This is a genomic window from Pedobacter steynii (assembly GCF_001721645.1).
Classification (GTDB): Bacteria; Bacteroidota; Bacteroidia; order Sphingobacteriales; family Sphingobacteriaceae; genus Pedobacter; species Pedobacter steynii_A.
In genome coordinates this window covers 282,696-300,178 of record NZ_CP017141.1, presented here as the reverse complement: position 1 = coordinate 300,178, position 17,483 = coordinate 282,696, and the positions used below count along the sequence as shown (strand labels likewise).

The 17,483-nt window shown below is 41.8% G+C and carries 14 protein-coding genes; all 14 read left to right on the top strand.

The window, feature by feature from the left end; all coding sequences use genetic code 11:
* Positions 1–17 precede the first annotated feature (17 nt).
* The 14 genes from BFS30_RS01305 to BFS30_RS01240 all read left to right on the top strand — a co-directional run bounded on the left by BFS30_RS01305 (position 18) and on the right by BFS30_RS01240 (position 17,368).
* Entirely contained in the window at positions 18–1,223 is a 1,206-nt protein-coding gene (locus tag BFS30_RS01305; protein WP_069377622.1) for a pyridoxal phosphate-dependent aminotransferase, read from the top strand.
* Entirely contained in the window at positions 1,207–1,809 is a 603-nt protein-coding gene (locus BFS30_RS01300; protein WP_069377621.1) for a hypothetical protein, read from the top strand. The genes BFS30_RS01305 and BFS30_RS01300 overlap by 17 nt, the downstream gene beginning before the upstream one ends.
* Entirely contained in the window at positions 1,745–2,809 is a 1,065-nt protein-coding gene (locus BFS30_RS01295) for a hypothetical protein (protein WP_157262847.1), read from the top strand. The genes BFS30_RS01300 and BFS30_RS01295 overlap by 65 nt, the downstream gene beginning before the upstream one ends.
* Positions 2,806–3,903, top strand: coding sequence for a glycosyltransferase (locus BFS30_RS01290; protein WP_069377619.1), 1,098 nt, complete (start codon positions 2,806–2,808; stop codon positions 3,901–3,903). The genes BFS30_RS01295 and BFS30_RS01290 overlap by 4 nt, the downstream gene beginning before the upstream one ends.
* Positions 3,875–5,710, top strand: coding sequence for an asparagine synthase (glutamine-hydrolyzing) (gene asnB / locus BFS30_RS01285; RefSeq protein WP_069377618.1), 1,836 nt, complete (start codon positions 3,875–3,877; stop codon positions 5,708–5,710). Before BFS30_RS01290 ends, asnB begins: the two co-directional genes overlap by 29 nt.
* A gap of 37 nt (positions 5,711–5,747) precedes the next feature.
* Positions 5,748–6,842 (top strand): NAD-dependent epimerase, encoded by a 1,095-nt coding sequence (locus tag BFS30_RS01280; protein ID WP_069377617.1) that lies wholly within the window; start codon positions 5,748–5,750, stop codon positions 6,840–6,842.
* 478 nt (positions 6,843–7,320) lie between these two features.
* Positions 7,321–8,673, top strand: a complete 1,353-nt coding sequence (locus BFS30_RS01275; RefSeq protein ID WP_069382226.1) for a pectate lyase family protein — start codon at positions 7,321–7,323, stop codon at positions 8,671–8,673.
* 125 nt (positions 8,674–8,798) lie between these two features.
* The gene (locus BFS30_RS01270; RefSeq protein ID WP_069377616.1) at positions 8,799–9,947 is read left to right on the top strand and encodes a glycosyltransferase family 4 protein; all 1,149 of its coding nucleotides are present in this window, start codon (positions 8,799–8,801) and stop codon (positions 9,945–9,947) included.
* A gap of 12 nt (positions 9,948–9,959) precedes the next feature.
* Positions 9,960–10,985 (top strand): GNAT family N-acetyltransferase, encoded by a 1,026-nt coding sequence (locus tag BFS30_RS01265; RefSeq protein WP_069377615.1) that lies wholly within the window; start codon positions 9,960–9,962, stop codon positions 10,983–10,985.
* A gap of 27 nt (positions 10,986–11,012) precedes the next feature.
* A complete protein-coding gene (locus BFS30_RS01260; protein WP_069377614.1) occupies positions 11,013–11,816 on the top strand; it encodes a phytanoyl-CoA dioxygenase family protein in 804 nt (267 codons plus the stop codon).
* 22 nt (positions 11,817–11,838) lie between these two features.
* Positions 11,839–12,789 carry a hypothetical protein gene (locus BFS30_RS01255; RefSeq protein WP_069377613.1) on the top strand — a complete coding sequence of 317 codons (951 nt, stop codon included), beginning with the start codon at positions 11,839–11,841 and terminating at the stop codon, positions 12,787–12,789.
* Positions 12,786–14,327 carry a GNAT family N-acetyltransferase gene (locus tag BFS30_RS01250; RefSeq protein ID WP_237028690.1) on the top strand — a complete coding sequence of 514 codons (1,542 nt, stop codon included), beginning with the start codon at positions 12,786–12,788 and terminating at the stop codon, positions 14,325–14,327. Before BFS30_RS01255 ends, BFS30_RS01250 begins: the two co-directional genes overlap by 4 nt.
* A gap of 54 nt (positions 14,328–14,381) precedes the next feature.
* The gene (locus tag BFS30_RS01245) at positions 14,382–16,322 is read left to right on the top strand and encodes a polysaccharide biosynthesis protein (RefSeq protein ID WP_069377612.1); all 1,941 of its coding nucleotides are present in this window, start codon (positions 14,382–14,384) and stop codon (positions 16,320–16,322) included.
* Between the two features lie 311 nt (positions 16,323–16,633).
* Positions 16,634–17,368, top strand: a complete 735-nt coding sequence (locus BFS30_RS01240) for a helix-turn-helix domain-containing protein (protein WP_069377611.1) — start codon at positions 16,634–16,636, stop codon at positions 17,366–17,368.
* The last annotated feature ends 115 nt before the right edge of the window (positions 17,369–17,483 follow it).

The window sequence follows — 17,483 nt, the reverse complement described above, 5'->3', positions numbered from 1 at the left end:
TTCCATAGCTAAACAAGATGATGAAATTTACTGATGAAGAACTGATAGTTGTCAAAAAACTGGAAATCTTAAAAAATGAAGCGGGATCACATTCACCTGGCATTTTTACCTTCCGGCAAAAGCTTCCGGAGGTAGAGATAAAAATTGACGCCTGCTTTCTGTCCAATCCCTATGCTACAGATCTTTTTATTGAATATTTCAATAAGGAAATTCTGGAGACTGGCAGGATCAGAGATCTGCTGGAATGTTATCCTTCTCAAAATGGAGTGATTGCTGAAATCCTGGCCGACTTCCTGGCGATAAATCCCCAGCATATTTTTATTGGAAATGGCGCTATTGAGATCATACAGGCTGTAATTCACAATTTTACCGAGAAAAAGATCATGATCAATATCCCTACCTTTTCTTCCTATTATGAGTACGTAAAAGAAGGGGTGGAAGTGATTTACAATGAGCTGTCCAAAGCAGAGGACTACAGCCTGGATGTGGACCGTTACATTGCAAAAGTCAAATTTTACCGCCCCGATACCATTGTGCTGATCAATCCCAATAATCCCAATGGGGCCTATACCCGGATTGTAGATGTGCAGCGTATATTGGATGAGCTGTGGTTTGTGAAGAATATTATCGTAGATGAAAGTTTTATCCATTTTGCTTATGAGAGTCAGAGTTATCAGCTGGTTTCCCTGAGTAACCTGGTCGCGGAAAATCCAAATCTGATCGTGATTAAGAGCATGTCCAAAGATTTTGGCGTGGCGGGGATCAGGGCGGGTTATGGCATCATGAAACAGGAATATGTTCAGCAGCTGCTGAGCAGGGGGTACCTGTGGAATTCCAACGGGCTTGCAGAATACTTTTTCAGGTTGTATACCAGAAGCGATTTTGCAATGAGGTATGATATCCTCCGGGTAAAATACATTGTGGAAACACTGGAATTTATCAAAGAACTCCGGCAACTCCCTTATATTAAAGTCTACCCAAGCATGGCGAATTTTGTGTTGATTGAGCTGACCAACGGAATTATGGCTTCAGACTTTGTTGCAAAATTACTGATCAGCTACGGCATATACATCAGGACCTGTGACGATAAAATCGGACTGGAGGGGCAGTTTATCAGACTGGCTTCGCGGTCCAGAACAGAAAACAATTACATCATCAATAGCCTGAGGTGCTGTCTGGAAATGAATGTAGTTTTAGACCTGATCGATGAAAAGGCTATTTAAGGCACTGTATTATTGGATTTTTGCTTGTTTTTTTCAATTGAAATTTAACAGTATCGCAAGCCGGCTGCAACAGCGGGTTCCCGTTTATCTGGTGGATATAGACAATACGCTTGCCGATACCTGGCCATCACTCCGGGACCGGGTTTACCTTCGGGACCGGGACCGATACCGGTCTTTATCGGTGTTTATAGGGATGCGTAAGCTCATTGCTGAGCAGCTGAAAAAGGCAAAGGTGATCTTTATTTCCGCCAGAAGTTACCGATGCTATAAGGCTACTGCAGAATGGCTGCAATCCTGTGGTTTTGAGGGCGCTGAACTGATTCTGGTCACGAAGGCGGAAGACAAAATGTATTACATCAAAACACTGGTTTTAAAAGGGCTGGAGCTGGTCTATATTGACGATCTGAGTTATAACCATGAGCATGGAGAACTGAAACTTTACCACGAGCTGATCCGGGAGCTGAAGGACCTTCCTCTTACTTATCTGGGCATTAAAGAAATAGAATCAATCAATTCAAATTATGAAATCAATCATCAGGATACTCAAAAGACTTTCCAGGATTTTTCAAATTATAGTCAGTATTAAGTGGGCCCGGTTCTGGAAATTGTATCGTTCCGATAGTGAAATCCTGATTTGGATCCCCAATCTTTCGCTCTTTTACTGCGGATCAGATGCATTTATCTGGGACATGGCGACAATTGCCGGTCTGGTTGCTGAAAATAAAGAGTTCAGGGTGGTTACCGGCAAAAAGATTGGGAGCTATCATGATAAAAAGATCTTCTTTTCTATCAACAGCAAGTATAATATTTATGGTTTTGATGACTATACCAATATTTTACTGCACATCACCAGGCAATTGGAAATCCAGGGAAATGAAGTCTTTCCAAAGCAGTGTGAAACGATCTTCTGGGAGAATAAGACTTATATGCACCAGCGCTTTTATATGGCGAGGGTACATGAACCCAGGACAAGGATTTTTGATTCTATGAAATACCTGCTGAATGCGAAAATCAAATTTCCCTATCTGATTAAGGCGGAACATTCCTGTTCTGCAGAGGGATTGTACAAGATTTCGGATTTTTCCGACCTGGCCAGACTGATGTCCGACGAAAATTTTATCAGAAAGAACAGACACATCATCGTTCAGGAACTGATCAACATGAGAAAAGACCTGAGGGTGATTCTGGTAGAAGGGGAGATTGTACTCCACTACTGGCGGATCAATAAGGATAAAGAATGGAAGCCTACATCAACGAGTTATGGAACGGAGGTAGATTTTGACTTTTTTCCGGAACAATGGAGGCAGCATATTATTGATACTTTCCGTTCCCTGGAGTTAACCACAGGTGCTTTCGACATTACCTGGAAGGATGATGACCTGAGTACCGAACCTATTTATCTGGAGGTGAGCCCTTTTTATCAGCCAAATCCGAAAATGGAGGTCAGGAAAAAGGCTTATGCTTTTTACAAACAGCATTTTAGTCTTTTTAATTCCTGGGATGTAAAATATGTGGATGCCGTTTTTCGCATCAAACAGAAACAAGTCCGGGCTTACCTGTCGGCATCTGCAGCATCGGCTTTATGAAAGATCCTAAACGTGTGATTTTATTGACGCCCTCCATGAGTAAGGGCGGGGCAGAGACACAATTGCTAAAGCTGGCCCTCTTTCTGAAATCGGAAGGGGATCAGGTACTGATCATTTCGCTGAAACCAATAGATGAGTTTAACGGACTGCTGGAGCGCTCGGGACTGGAAGTCCTGTTTTTGAACAACTGGTCTTCGCATTTTCTTTCCAACCTCCGCCTGCTCCATTCCAGGGTGAAAAGTTTCCAACCGCAGGTAATGGTTGCATTTATGTTCATCGCGATCATCTTTGCCCGTTTGCTGAAAAAGAGCCTGAGGTTTAAACTGATTTCCAGCATCAGGATCTCGGTACTGCCGGCCAAATGGTATCTGCCATTTAAATTGACCGCAGGCTTAGACGATGTGCTGGTGTATAATTCCCTGGCTGCTAAAAGTAATTTTGAAAGCCGGAATCCCAGGTTAAAAGGAGGTTTAGTCATTCACAATGGCATCTCCATTCCTGCAGATACAGCGGAGATGTCCGGAAAAAGCGGGGTTTTCAGGTGGGTCTGTGTGGGACATTTCAGGTGGAATAAAGATTATCCAACGCTGTTTAAAGCTATTGCACTGATCCGGGATCAGCATTTCTGTGTGGACATCCTCGGGGAGCTGAACGGCGCAGACTGGCCATACCGGATGATAGAGGAATTGAACATCCAGGACCGGGTAAACCTGATTGGTTTTCGGCCTGATATTGCTGCTTATCTGAATGAATCTGATGCTTTTGTGCTCTCTTCCTTTTCGGAGGGAATGCCTAATGCGGTTCTGGAAGCAATGGCACATGCTTTACCGGTTCTGATATCAGATATTGATGGGAACAGAGAATTGCTGGAGGCGGTGAAATGTGGTTTTTTGTTCGAAAAACAGAATGAGTATGAGTTGGCAACCAGGATGTTAAACATGATGGATATTTCCCTGTCAGAAAGGAAAGAATTGGGGGAAAGGGGAAGACAATACCTGAAAATGGAATTCTCTGAAGGCTTTGTGATGAGGCAATGGAAAGCATTGATTGAAAAAACTAACGACGATGTGCGGAATTTTTGGAACACTAAATGATGAGTATGCAATCCGGAAAGAGCAGATCTTTGAAGGATTGCTTCATCGCGGGCCGGATGAGCAGGGTTGTTTTAGCTTGTATAATGTACAACTTTACCATACCAGACTGGCGATTCAGGATTTAACTGTTTCCGGTCAGCAGCCGATGATGTACAAAGGTCTGGTGATTGTTTTTAACGGAGAGATTTATAACCATATGGAGCTGAGACAGAAATATGGTCTTTCTGCCGCTTCAAATTCGGATACCTTAACCATTCTGATGCTGTTTGAACGGATAGGAATGAAAATGCTGGAGGAATTTGATGGCATGTTTGCCTTTGCTTTGTATGATACGCAGAACCTGAAGTTATACCTGGCAAGGGACAGGGCCGGAAAAAAGCCCTTATACATCTACAAGAAAGGGGTAAGTTATGTCTTCTCTTCGGAGTTGAATGTGCTTTACCGCAGTTGCCGGCCAGAAATCAATTATGCTGCACTTGCAGATTATCTTTATCTCGGTCATTACTACCGGAAGGCAACGCCTTATCACCTGGTAAATGAGTTGGAGAATGGACATTATATGATCATTGATACCTTGCTTGGCCATGCAGAAGATGTTTGCTGGTTTAAGATGGAGGATGCTTATAGAAACGAACAGGGTATAGGTTATGAGGATGCTTTATCACAGTTGGATCAGCACCTGGATACCGCCGTGAAAAGGAGAATAGAAAGTGCAGATCTGGATGTGGGGTCATTTTTAAGTGGAGGAATTGATAGTGGCCTGGTCACGGCGATGGCTGCGGGGCATCAGTCCCGGTTAAAGACATTTACCGTAAAAGTACCGGGTTCTTTTGATGAGTCGGCACTTGCGGAAAAAGTAGCCACAAGATATGGTACAGATCATACGGTAGTGGAGATCGATTTTTCTGATCTGGCAAATGATATTGAGAAGATCATTTCCAATCATGGGGAGCCAAATTCAGACAATTCGGCAATTCCCAGCTATTATGTGGCCAGGGAGGCTAAAAAATACATTACGGTAGTTTTAAACGGAGATGGGGCGGATGAGTTGTTTGGCGGTTACCGGAGGTATGTTCCTTTTAAACACCTGGATTTTTTTAACCCTGGTTATTTTACAAAAATGGGCGCTGGTATGCTGACTAAAATCCTGCCCGTCGCCAATCAAAAACAAAGCCTTTATACCTATGCTTACCGGCTCCTGAAATTCGCCGGTTATGCTGATCCGGTAAAAATTTATTGTTCGGCCTCTTCCGACTTATTTGTGGGATTTGAAGAGGCCTTTATCATCAAACCAGAAATGCTGGCCATTACCGGAGACCTGGAACGGTATAATGGTTATTCCATATCGCCATTAAAGAAATTATTGCTGATGGATTTTGAATCGATGTTATTTAGCCGGCTGCTGCCAAAAATGGACATTGCGACAATGGGACATTCCATCGAGGGGAGAAGCCCTTTTCTGGCCAGGGAAATCCTTAATTTTGCACCGGGTTTACCGGATCAGTATAAGATCAAAAATATCCGTACGAAACACATCCTGAGAACACTGGCCAAAAAATACCTTCCGGCAGAGTTGATTGAGCAGCCTAAAAGAGGTTTCGAAATACCTTTGCAAAAATGGGTAGACCATGAGCTTCGGGAGGTGATGCAGACCTATCTGCTGGCTCCGGATGCATTGTATCCCCATATCATCAAAAAGTCTTTCATTGAACAGCTGATCACCAGACGGATCGGTATTTCTGAAGAAAGAAGGGCTAAAATTCTCTTCTGTGTTTTCAGTCTGGAGGTATGGCATAAAAGTCTGTAAGTCTAAATTTCTTAATCTAAAATTTAAAGCGATCGTTATGAAAGTATTGGTTACCGGTACAGCCGGTTTTATTGGGTTTCACCTCGCGAAATTTCTGTTGGAAAGAGGAGATGAAGTAATCGGAATTGATAACATTAACGATTACTATGATGTTCATCTAAAGTACCGGCGACTGGAAGAAACGGGCATTAATACTGCCGATCTGAAATACAGCAAAGGGCTGGTCAGCAGTAAGTATCTAAATTATCAGTTTATTAAGCTCGACATTACAGACCATGGCAAATTAAAAAAAGTATTTAAGGACTGTCATTTTGATGCGGTATGCAATCTGGCTGCCCAGGCAGGGGTGAGGTATAGTCTAACCAATCCGAGGGCTTATATTGATTCGAACATCACCGGATTTCTGAATATTTTAGAATGTTGCAGGATACATCACATCAAACACCTGGTATATGCGAGTTCTTCCAGCGTTTATGGATTGAATAAGGAAATGCCGTTTTCCTCAAACCAGCATGCTGATCACCCGGTGTCTTTGTATGCCGCTTCTAAAAAAAGTAATGAGCTGATGGCACATGCCTATAGCCATCTGTTCCAGCTTCCAACTACTGGGCTGAGGTTTTTTACGGTTTATGGCCCCTGGGGGAGGCCGGATATGGCGCTGTTTCTCTTTACAAAAGCAATTCTTGAAAACAGGAATATTGAAGTATTTAATAATGGCATGATGAAACGGGATTTCACCTATGTGGATGACATTGTGGATGGTATTGTCCGTGTGATTGATCATCCCGCAAAAAGCAATCCGGAATGGAATGAATTTAAGCCTGATCCTGCCAGTTCAAAAGTACCGTACCGGGTGTTTAACATTGGCCGGGGGCAGTCGGTAGACCTGATGGAATTTATTGGAGAGATTGAGAAAAACCTGGGAAAGGTGGCACATAAACATTTTTTGCCCCTGCAGAACGGAGATGTGGTTAAAACCTGGGCAAACATTTCAAACATGAAAAAGATGCTGGGATACCAGCCACGTGTTTCTGTCGCAGAAGGAATCCGGAATTTCGTGAGTTGGTATAAAGATTTCTATGGGGTAACAGAAAACATACCGGAGCAACTGGAACCAGTAGGTTATGATTGAAAAACACTAGATAAATTATACAAATAAATATTTACAATTTCAAATTTTTAACAGAATAAATGGACTGTTAAGAATTTTTAATATTGATTATGACATAAATATTACAATAAATTGGTGTTTAAACTTACGAATTGACCAACATTTATATACCAGATTAAAATAATTTGATTTTTTTTAAATAAAGATTAAAACTTAGGTTAGAAAATATATTAATATTTTTTTTCTTCTGCTAACCCTTGTTTTCATTTGGTTAACTTGTTTAATATTCTGATTTTAATTTGAAAATTGTTTGATTACAGGAATTAAATCGGTCAGATTGCCTTTTTTCAAAAAGTCTGTATTTTAGGCCTTCTTTACTGAAAATCAGTGCTTTTCTATAATTTTTAAAACGTATGAGGTAATGCTTTTTCGCGTTACCATTGTAGACTTTTAAAAATTACAAATGGAAAGAAAAAACAATTTAACAAATCGACTGCCCATGAGCCTTCTGCTACTGCTGGTTGTATTAACTTTTAGTAAATGTAAAAAAGGCTCGGATGTGGCAACCTTAGAAAACTCATCTGATTTAACCGAAGTCGCAAGCCTGAGCACGAGTAGCATCACCGGAATAAAAACGATTGATGCAACGAAGGCCTTTAGCGATGCTGGGTTTTCTTACAAAGTGATTAACATCCCCGGGGCAAGTGATTCGGAAAGAACACCCAAAGCTTCCACGCTCAGGCTATTTGAAAATGGTAAAGAACTAGGCCCTGCGCATGCGATGCATGCTGACATCAGGAATCTGGGGAAAGGCCGTTTTAGTCATTGGGCTGGCAGCCTGTATTTTTCGGCTTCGGATAATACCAATCCCAGGACTAATGGAAGGACCTATACCTATAGTCTTGATGGCAGTACAGCTTCTGCTATTAGCCCTCCCGTAACCCCGCCTGTTACTGAACAGCCTGTTGCCGGTTCTGCACCGGTTGGATTCGCCTCGGTGGATGGAAAAACAACAGGTGGTATTGGAGGTCAGACGATTACGGTATCCAGCTTATCTGCGTTAAAAACTGCGGTAGAATCGAATGCGGCTTCAATCATTCTGGTATCCGGAAAAATTACGGGTACGGGATTTCTGAATGTGAAATCGAATAAGACCATTCAGGGGCTGCCGGGTTCAAGTCTGGAAGGTGTAGGCCTGATGATGTATGGCAGCAGCAATGTCATTATCAGGAACATGACCATCAGGAATGTGGTGACGTATTCTAACATCATCATTAAAGAAGGGGCGCATCACATCTGGGTTGACCATTGTGATTTGTCGTCCGACAGAAATCATGGATGGGATTATTACGATGGTTTATTGGATGTAGGTAAGAGAGCGGATTATGTCACGCTTTCCTGGAACAGGTTACACGATAGCCATATTCCAATGCTGATCGGTTTTGGGGATGAGAATACCGATGATATCGGGCATCTTCGCGTTACCGTAAACAATAATTATTTTTATAATGTTTCTGAACGTCAGCCGAGTACCAGATTTGGTTATATCCACGTATTTAATAATTACCTGCAAAATGGCAGTGGTTATGGGATTGGGGTGACTATGGGGGCTACCGTAAGGACTGATAACAATTATTTTGAAAACCAGGCCGTTCCAATTTATACGGATTACAATGCCAAACCTGGTTATGTGAGCGGTGCAGCAACAAATGTTTATGCCAACAGCAAGGCCAACAGGATTTCTACTGCAGCATCAACATGGGTGCCTGCTTATGAGTATAAATCTGTATTGATCGCTGCGGCAAATGTTCCTGCAGTGGTAAGCGCCGGGGCAGGTGCAACATTGAGGTAACCAAACCACATTGATTTTAATATTTAAGGGGCAGGTCCGGCATTATTGTTCGGTCTGCCCCTTAAATATACGCGCTATTTCCTGTGGGTTCAGTAAGCTGTTTTGTCCCCTAAAACTCAATAAATATGGTAACGGAAAGGAAGAAAATATTGATCTCCTGTGATTCTCCGCGCTCATTGCTGGATTTCAGGGGGAAACTGATAGAAGCATTGCTGAAAAAACACGAAGTGATCGTGTTTAGCCCGGCGATAGCACAACCGTATATTAGTCGCCAGCTGATGGAAATGGGCGTAAAGGTATATGAGAATGAGCTCAACCCCAGTAATGTTTCCATAGGTTCGGATCTGAAATACCTTTTTGCCTTACGCAAAGTAATCCGGATGCTAAAACCAGATGTCTTCTTCCCTTATACCTTTAAGCCAGTTATCTATGGTTCTTTTGTGGCCAGGTATTGCGGGGTGAAACGCATTACCCCGATGCTGACCGGTCTGGGTTATAATTTTCTGGATATTGGCAAGAGAACATGGGTACAAAGAATCACCAGGATATTACTTAAACTAAGCCTGAGGGCAAGTAAAAGATTACACATCATCTTCCAGAACCGGGACGATTATGAGCTCCTGATCCGGGAGCATATCATTTCAAAAAAGAATAAAGCTTCAGTTGTGAATGGTTCTGGCGTAGACCTTTCGGGTTATGAGTATTCTACACCGGATATACAACACCTCAGTTTTTTAATGATCGCGCGCCTCATCAATGCAAAAGGGATTAGGGAATACTATGAGGCGGCAAGACTGATCAAAGGGAAATTTCCGGAGGTTGGCTTTAAACTGATCGGACCTTACGATGATAACATTGATGCGATAAGTGATGATTTACGGGCAAAGATCTGTTCAGATGGTACAGTTCAATACCTGGGCTTGGTGGAAGATGTGCGGCCTTATATTAGTGCTTCCTCTGTTGTGGTGCTGCCTTCCTATTATGGAGAAGGAGTGCCCAGGTGCCTTTTGGAGGGGATGGCAATGGGAAGGGCATTGATTACCTGCAACTCCGTAGGCTGCCGGGAAACGATTAATCCATTGCTGAGGAAGGCAAACGGATTCCTGGTTCCGATAAAAGATGTGGCCCAACTGGCTTCAAAAATGGAGTATTACATCAGGCACACCGATGATATTATCCGGTTTGGTGTCAATGGAAGAAAATACGCGGGGGAAAAATTTGATGTCAATAAGGTCAATGAAATGATGATCCGAGTGCTCGAGGGAGTCTATTAAACAAAAAAAAACATGGCCTATCAAAGTATTATTGTCCGGGAAAAGACGGAGTGGGATGCCTATGTGAAACGTTCCCGGGATTATGAAATTTACCATACCTGGGATTATCATAAGCTGAACCGGGTTGGAGAGCCCCTTCTTTTTGTTTATGAAGAACCCGGTTTTTTTATTGCTTTTCCGGTGGTTAAAAGAAGCATTGCCAATTCCTCATTCTATGATCTGACTTCAGTATATGGTTATGCAGGCCCGGTGTCTGATTGTGATTTCAGCAGTATTACGGCATTATCCTTACAGGATTTTAAAGAAGCCTTTTGCCGGTTTCTGACAGATGAGCGTTGTGTTTGTGTTTTTACACGGTTGTATCCCTTTCTGAACCAGCAATATTTGCTTTCCTATATTGGAAACGTTTCCCCGAACGGCAGCACGATTTACATGGATTTATCTATGACTGTTGAAGAGCAGCGCTCCAGGTACCATAAACGGTTAAAAAGACAGGTGAAGAAACTTCGTGAAGCAGGCTATACGATCAAAGACAGCTGCAGTCCGGAAGAGATTACCCTGTTTACCGAGATGTACCATAAAAATATGGATCGCCTGAACGCAAATAAGAGCTATTATTTTGATGAAGCCTATTTTACTGGTCTGTTGAACCAGGAGGAGTTCAACAACCGGTTGATCCTGATTTATGACGGGCCGGAGTTGATTTGCGGTGCGGTAATCCTGATTTCCGATAAGGTGGTCAGAAACCATTTGTCGGCAACCTCGGAAAAGTACCTGCATGAATCTCCAAGCAAATTGCTGACCGATGAGATCAGTATGATTGGCCGGAGACTGGGAAAGAAGATCTTTCACCTTGGAGGAGGTGTAGGAGGGAAGGAAGATTCCTTATTCGAGTTCAAACGCCATTTTTCAGATTTGCAGATTGCAGACCGGATCTGGTGCTATATCAATGACCAGGAGGCGTATGATGCGCTTGTACTTCAACGGATACCTGAAATCAATCCTGAATCGGTATTCTTTCCTGCTTACAGACAATAGAGTTTTAACGCAAAAAATAAGAGACAAATGGAAAATAGATTGGATTATGCTGTAACTGATCTCCGTTTATTTGATGAAATCATCAAAAAATATGGTTGGATTATTTATGAAAATGCCCTGGATCCTCAATTTGTGGAGGAGATCAATACATCACTTCAGCCTGCCTATGAATTCAGGCGAAAAATACAGTTGAATAATGGAATTGGGGAAAGTATGGATGGCACCCTTCATCATCTGGTAGAAAAAGACCTGTTTTCTTTAAAATTCCTGGAACAGAAATATGCGGATACGCAGATCAGAAGTCTTTTGGGAGGTCAGTATATTCTCAATTCTTTGGGAGCGGTGATCAATTTAAAAAATAACCATGCGTATGTTCAGAATATTCATAGAGACATCAGAACATTTACAGGCTCTTTTAAACTGATGGTGCAGATGATGGTGATCCTGGATGATTTTACCCTGGAAAACGGGGCAACCTATTTTCTTTCCGGATCACATCAGTATGATGAAAAACCCGGGACAGCCTATTTTTATGATCATGCGGACAGGGCCCTGGCAAAGAAAGGCAGCATCGTTTTATTTGATGCGAACCTATGGCATGCTGCGGGCATAAATTATACCGATGGGCCGAGAAGGGCACTGACAATGGCTTTTACCAAACCCTTTATGAAACAGCAGATGGATTATCCAAGATTTCTCGGATATGCTTTTGGTGAGGGCCTTAGCGAAGACCTCAGACAGGTGATCGGTTATAATGCAAGGGTCCCGGCTGATTTTGAGGAATATTATCAACCGGTTCATAAAAGAATGTATCAGAGAGGTCAGGAGTAATTCACAAATCAAATTACATAAAATGAGATCAATAGGAGGATATTTGGAGCTGCAGCTATCCAAAGGGGAGGAGTTTTATCCTTCCCTGTTGAAATTAAATACGGGTAGAAATGCGTTTGAATATATCTTAAGGGTAAGGCGGTATCAATTGGTACATGTTCCATACTATACCTGTGAGGTAATGCTGGAGCCCTTAAGAAGGTTAGGGATTTCCTTTCAGTATTATACCATTGATGAGCATATGGATCCGGTACTGGACTTTGAGGTCGGCCCTACTGAATGTTTATTGTATACCAACTATTTTGGTTTAAAACAGGAAACAGTAATCAGGTTGAGTACGCAGTTTAAAAACCTGATTATCGATAATTCCCAGGCTTTTTTTTCTCCTCCGCAGGAAGGTGTGGATACTTTTTACTCCTGTCGGAAATTCTTTGGTGTTCCGGATGGTGCTTATCTTCAGATGGATAGTCCGATTCGGTTGAAGCTGGAAAAAGATGTTTCTTTTGAGCGGTTTTCACACCTGATCAAAAGTATTGATCTGGGAATAGAATCGGGATATGAAGATTTTATAAATAACAATGTCCAGCTGTCCAATAATCCGGTAAGAAGAATGTCTGCATTGTCGCAGAAAATATTATCGGGCATCGATTACAAAACCTGCCGATACCGGCGCAATTCCAATTTCATGTATCTCCATGATTTCCTGGAGGCTTATAATGACTATGCTTTTGATGCTTCAGTAGTGAATGGCCCGATGATATATCCTTTGCTGAGCTCTTCTCCGAACCTTCGGGATAAATTACTGGATAAACAGATATATGTCGCTTCTTACTGGCCGAATGTTCTGGAATGGACTACCAAAATGATGTATGAGCATTACTTAACAAGCCACCTCATTGCCTTGCCCATAGACCACCGTTATACCCATGCCGATATGAAGCGGATCTTAAACATATTAAAAACTACGTTATGAAAGAATCCATTTTTTTAAGGCCTCTGGTCATTGCTGATGCGATGACCTCATTCCAATGGCGGAATAACCCGGAGGTATGGAAATTCACCCCTTTCAGGCCATCGGATCCGGTTACGCCGGAGATCGAAACGAAATGGTTAAGAGAGGTCCTGTTGCGGGAAGATGAGAAAAGGTTTGCCATTTGCCTGACTGCTACAAAAAGATACATCGGAAATGTTCAGCTGATTCATATTGCAGAGGGAACAGCAGAGTTTCACATTTTTATTGCGGAAACCGACTGCTGGGGAAAAGGGATAGGTAGTCAGGCGACGACATTGATCCTGGACTATGGCTTTAATGTACTTCAGCTCAATAAGATCCTGCTGGATGTAGACCAGGAAAATTTCGGAGCTATTGCCATTTATAAAAAGATGGGTTTCAGAGAAACGGAAACTTCAGGCCGGTTCATCAGTATGGAGCTGAACAGAAAGGAGAACAAAGCCAGACCAGGAGGTGTTAAATATACGATTACCCTTGAGCAAAAGGGTAAATGGATGGAGCTGATCAGCAAGGCCTGCAGGTATGACTTTTACCATTCCTGGACCTATCATTCCCTGGATAACAGTAAGGGAAAGGTTTTAATGTTTGTCTATGAAGAAGGACCTGATTTTATCGCCATTCCTTTAATCAAAAGGAGTATACCTGATGCTGAATACTACGATATGAGTTCGGTTTACGGCTATAGCGGACCGGTCTCAAATCAGGAGTTTGAAGATTTAAGCCCTGGTTTTACCGGACGTTTTAAAAATGCTTTTTTAGATTTCCTCCGGGAAGAGAAAGTAGTGACCATCTTTTCCAGGTTAAATCCTTTCTTTAATCAGACCCTACTCCTGGAGCCTTTTGGAGGACTGGTTGCCAATGGAAAGGTGGTGGTTTTTGATCTGGGACTTTCTATTGAAGTACAACGACAAAATTATCATGGAGGAGTACTGAGAAAGATCAGAAAACTCCGGGAGAAGGGATACTATGTAAAAGAAGGAGGGACAGATGAAGACATTAAGAACTTCGTCTCGATATACACCTCAAATATGCTTCGGGTGGATGCCTCAGAAACCTATTATTTTGATGAACCTTATTTTAAAACCCTGCTTCGGGCGGATGAGTTTGATGCCAGGTTGCTCTTTGTCTATGATAAAGATGATTATCCCGTTTGCGGGGCGGTGGTAGTCCATACAAACGGGATTATGCAGGCCCATCTGTTAGGCACCAGAACCGCCTGGCTAGCCGATTCTCCAGCCAAATTGCTGACAGAAGAAATCACCATTATGGGACGTAAACTGGGTGCGAAATATTATAACCTTGGAGGAGGTCTGGGTTTTAAAGAGGATTCTTTGTTTTTATGGAAGACCAATTTCTCCAGTCTGACATTCGAATACCAGACCTGGCGCTTTGTAGCCGATCCGGAGACCTATAACGCTTTATTGCTTCAGCAGGAAATTGATCCTCATACTGAGGTCGATTTTTTTCCGCTATACCGCTTACAAGCGCATAAGGTATAGTCATTCCCTAAATTCAGTAAAACTTCATCGCTGTTAAAAATCAAATACATTTCCATGAAAAAGATTCTATTTTGCGAAAAGGTATACTCCCGGTGGATTATCTTATTAATCGACCAGTTTATTGTAGCTGTTTCTTTTGTAGTAGCCCTGATTATTCTGGAAAAGGGTAACTATAGACAGGCATTTGATTACCATATATTGGCGTATCTGATTTTGTACCACCTGATTTCGGCACCGGTTTTTGTAAGGATGAAAATTCATACCGGCATCATCAGGTACTCCAGTATTGAAGATATTTTTAGGGTGTTTAAGGCCGTATTGCTAACCAGTAGTCTGTTTATACTCATCAGTTATGCCTTCTTTAAATCACAATTGAATTTTAACACGCAATGGTTTATTTCAACGTTGATCATCAACTTTTTTATCTCTGTTTCGCTTCTTGTTGCGCTGAGAATTAGCGTAAAACAGCTTTTTCACTACCTTAAAGATCTTCAGCTGGTAGTGAAAGAAGTGCTGTTAATTTATGGAGCGGACCGTGCTTCCCTGCTGATTAAGCAGGGCCTCGATGCCGCTTCGGAAAAGAATTTTGAGTTGCTGGGATTTATAGACGATAACCCCGACCGGATCCATAAGCACCTGGAAGGAAAGCAGGTCTACGGATCCCGGGCTATACCAATGCTGAAGAAAAAGTATGGAGTAGAGAAAATGATCGTGATGGAGGACTGTAAAGATATGGAGGGAAGAAAGCTGGCCATAGAAAAATGTATGGAATGTGGCATCAGGGTCATTTCAGTTCCTGCATCTAACCATTGGTTAAAGGGGAAATTAAAACTTAGTCAGCTTCCGGATTTAAAGATAGAGGACCTGTTGCAACGTGAGCCTATTCATATGGATGGTGCAAATATTATGGATGGACTTTGTGGCAAAAGAGTGCTGGTAACCGGGGCTGCGGGTTCTATAGGTTCTGAAATTATTCGTCAGGTGCTGAAATGTCATCCGGAATTGCTGATTTTATGCGATCAGGCGGAGAGCCCGCTACATGAAATGCAGCTGGAAATTGAAGATCATTTCCCCGATAGCTCCTGTAAGTTTATGATCATCAATATTCAGAATTATGGCCGGCTGAAAAACATGTTTGAGACCTGTCTGCCGGAGATTGTTTTTCATGCTGCAGCGCTTAAACATGTACCACTGATGGAGCATAATCCCTCTGAAGCAGTTCTGACCAATGTTCTGGGAACAAAAAACCTTGCGGACCTGGCGCTGGAGTATCAGGTTGAAAAATTCATTATGATTTCTACCGATAAGGCGGTGAACCCAACCAATGTGATGGGGGCGTCGAAAAGAATTGCAGAAATGTATATTCAATCCCTTCAGAATCAGCAGTCTGAGCTCCTGCATAAAACGAAATTTATTACGACCCGGTTTGGGAATGTGTTGGGGTCAAATGGGTCAGTTGTTCCCCGATTTAGGGCTCAAATTGAAATGGGCGGACCAGTTACGGTGACAGATCCGGAGGTAACGCGGTATTTTATGACGATTCCCGAAGCGGTACAATTGGTTTTAGAAGCTGCTGTTATGGGGAAAGGTGGGGAGATTTTTATTTTCGATATGGGTAAACCAGTTAAAATTCTGAATCTGGCAATAAATATGATAAAATTAGCTGGATTCTTGCCGTATACTGATATTAAAATTCGTTTCGTTGGACTTAGGCCGGGAGAGAAATTGTATGAAGAGCTGTTGAATAAAACAGAGAAAGTGGTCCCTACCTACCATGAAAAGATTAAAATATCGACAGTAATCGATTATCCTTATGAATATATTTCGCGAAAAATCAATGAATTGCTGGCTTTAAGTCAGTTGAATGACGACCGGCAGACGGTTTGGAAAATGCAGGAGATTATTCCGGAATACGTGAGCAGTAATGCGAGGTACCGGGATAGAGATGTTTGGGAAGGGCAAATAAGTCTGTTAAATGTACCTTCGGAGCCGTGATAAACTTTTAAATATTTTTTATTATTTTAATAATCGATTATTCCCTAAGGTTTTAAACTGATAATAAAGAAACCAAATAAATATTAGTTAAAAATGAACGCTTTTTTTAATGAATATTCCGGAAGCTTAAGGGGCTCTGGAATTTGTATTCGGCTATGTCCTGGTAAGATCCGGGAGAGCGGTCTTAGGGATATACAACCCGATTTTCAAAAGGAATATTTCCTGTCTTTTGTCTCTCCCCAGGATTTTGATGTTGGATGATAAAAACTGTGTTTTCGATTCATTGATGGCAGCTCAATAAATTGCTGTTCATGTCAAACTGTGTGCTGACGAAAAAACATCAGAAAATAATGGGGAGTAATAATAAAAGCAATCAGATCGCCGAATATCTCGGTACGGTTATCCTTTCCGGATTTCCTGCCGTGGAAAACCTGGCCGCGCTGTATCATATTTCCATCTCTAAGTTAATGCGTGATTTTAAAAATACGTTTCAGACGAGTCCATATCTTTATTTCAGAAGATTACAAATGGAATTTGCAGAGGAGCATATTCGAAATACAGGCTGCAGCAAGAAAGAGATGGCATTTATGCTGGGTTTTTCAAACCCTGCAAATTATACTTTGTGTTATAACCGGTATTTGCGAAGTAAGCTGACAGAAGGATATAATGGAACAGCCATGAAGGATTTAAATTTGACAGAACGGAATCAGATTCTGATCTCTCAATTTCCTTTGCCGGTTGCCATGCTGGACAAAAACATGAATTATTTACTGGTTTCAAAACCATTACTAAAGGTCTGTGGTTTATCCGATGTCGATTTGACGGGTAAAAATTTCTTTGATTTTTTTCCCGGAAAAGGTAAAGGTTTGGAGCTGTTAAAAGGAAAGTTTTTACAAGGTGAAATGACTGAACTACCGGGTGATTATGATTTTGATCTGGAGGAAATGGTGTTAAAAAGTACCGTTTATCCCTGGTATGATGAACTGGGTGAAATAGGGGGAATGATCATTTTTTTGACTTCTTTGAAAGAATATGAGCATGAATAATATATTTTTGAGCATCAGTAGGTTCCCGTAATCCTTTTTTTTGGAATATATTTGATCGTAGAATAACGCTGAAAGTCATTATTTGCTCTAACAAGAATTGTATTTGCGCTCAAAC

What these genes read in the sequence shown, in the direction of transcription:
- BFS30_RS01305 (WP_069377622.1), top strand. Translation starts at nt 18, where the DNA reads ATGATGAAATTTACTGATGAAGAACTGATAGTTGTCAAAAAACTGGAA.
- BFS30_RS01300 (WP_069377621.1), top strand. Translation starts at nt 1,207, where the DNA reads ATGAAAAGGCTATTTAAGGCACTGTATTATTGGATTTTTGCTTGTTTT.
- BFS30_RS01295 (WP_157262847.1), top strand. Translation starts at nt 1,745, where the DNA reads ATGAAATCAATCATCAGGATACTCAAAAGACTTTCCAGGATTTTTCAA.
- BFS30_RS01290 (WP_069377619.1), top strand. Translation starts at nt 2,806, where the DNA reads ATGAAAGATCCTAAACGTGTGATTTTATTGACGCCCTCCATGAGTAAG.
- asnB (WP_069377618.1), top strand. Translation starts at nt 3,875, where the DNA reads ATGTGCGGAATTTTTGGAACACTAAATGATGAGTATGCAATCCGGAAA.
- BFS30_RS01280 (WP_069377617.1), top strand. Translation starts at nt 5,748, where the DNA reads ATGAAAGTATTGGTTACCGGTACAGCCGGTTTTATTGGGTTTCACCTC.
- BFS30_RS01275 (WP_069382226.1), top strand. Translation starts at nt 7,321, where the DNA reads ATGAGCCTTCTGCTACTGCTGGTTGTATTAACTTTTAGTAAATGTAAA.
- BFS30_RS01270 (WP_069377616.1), top strand. Translation starts at nt 8,799, where the DNA reads ATGGTAACGGAAAGGAAGAAAATATTGATCTCCTGTGATTCTCCGCGC.
- BFS30_RS01265 (WP_069377615.1), top strand. Translation starts at nt 9,960, where the DNA reads ATGGCCTATCAAAGTATTATTGTCCGGGAAAAGACGGAGTGGGATGCC.
- BFS30_RS01260 (WP_069377614.1), top strand. Translation starts at nt 11,013, where the DNA reads ATGGAAAATAGATTGGATTATGCTGTAACTGATCTCCGTTTATTTGAT.
- BFS30_RS01255 (WP_069377613.1), top strand. Translation starts at nt 11,839, where the DNA reads ATGAGATCAATAGGAGGATATTTGGAGCTGCAGCTATCCAAAGGGGAG.
- BFS30_RS01250 (WP_237028690.1), top strand. Translation starts at nt 12,786, where the DNA reads ATGAAAGAATCCATTTTTTTAAGGCCTCTGGTCATTGCTGATGCGATG.
- BFS30_RS01245 (WP_069377612.1), top strand. Translation starts at nt 14,382, where the DNA reads ATGAAAAAGATTCTATTTTGCGAAAAGGTATACTCCCGGTGGATTATC.
- BFS30_RS01240 (WP_069377611.1), top strand. Translation starts at nt 16,634, where the DNA reads ATGTCAAACTGTGTGCTGACGAAAAAACATCAGAAAATAATGGGGAGT.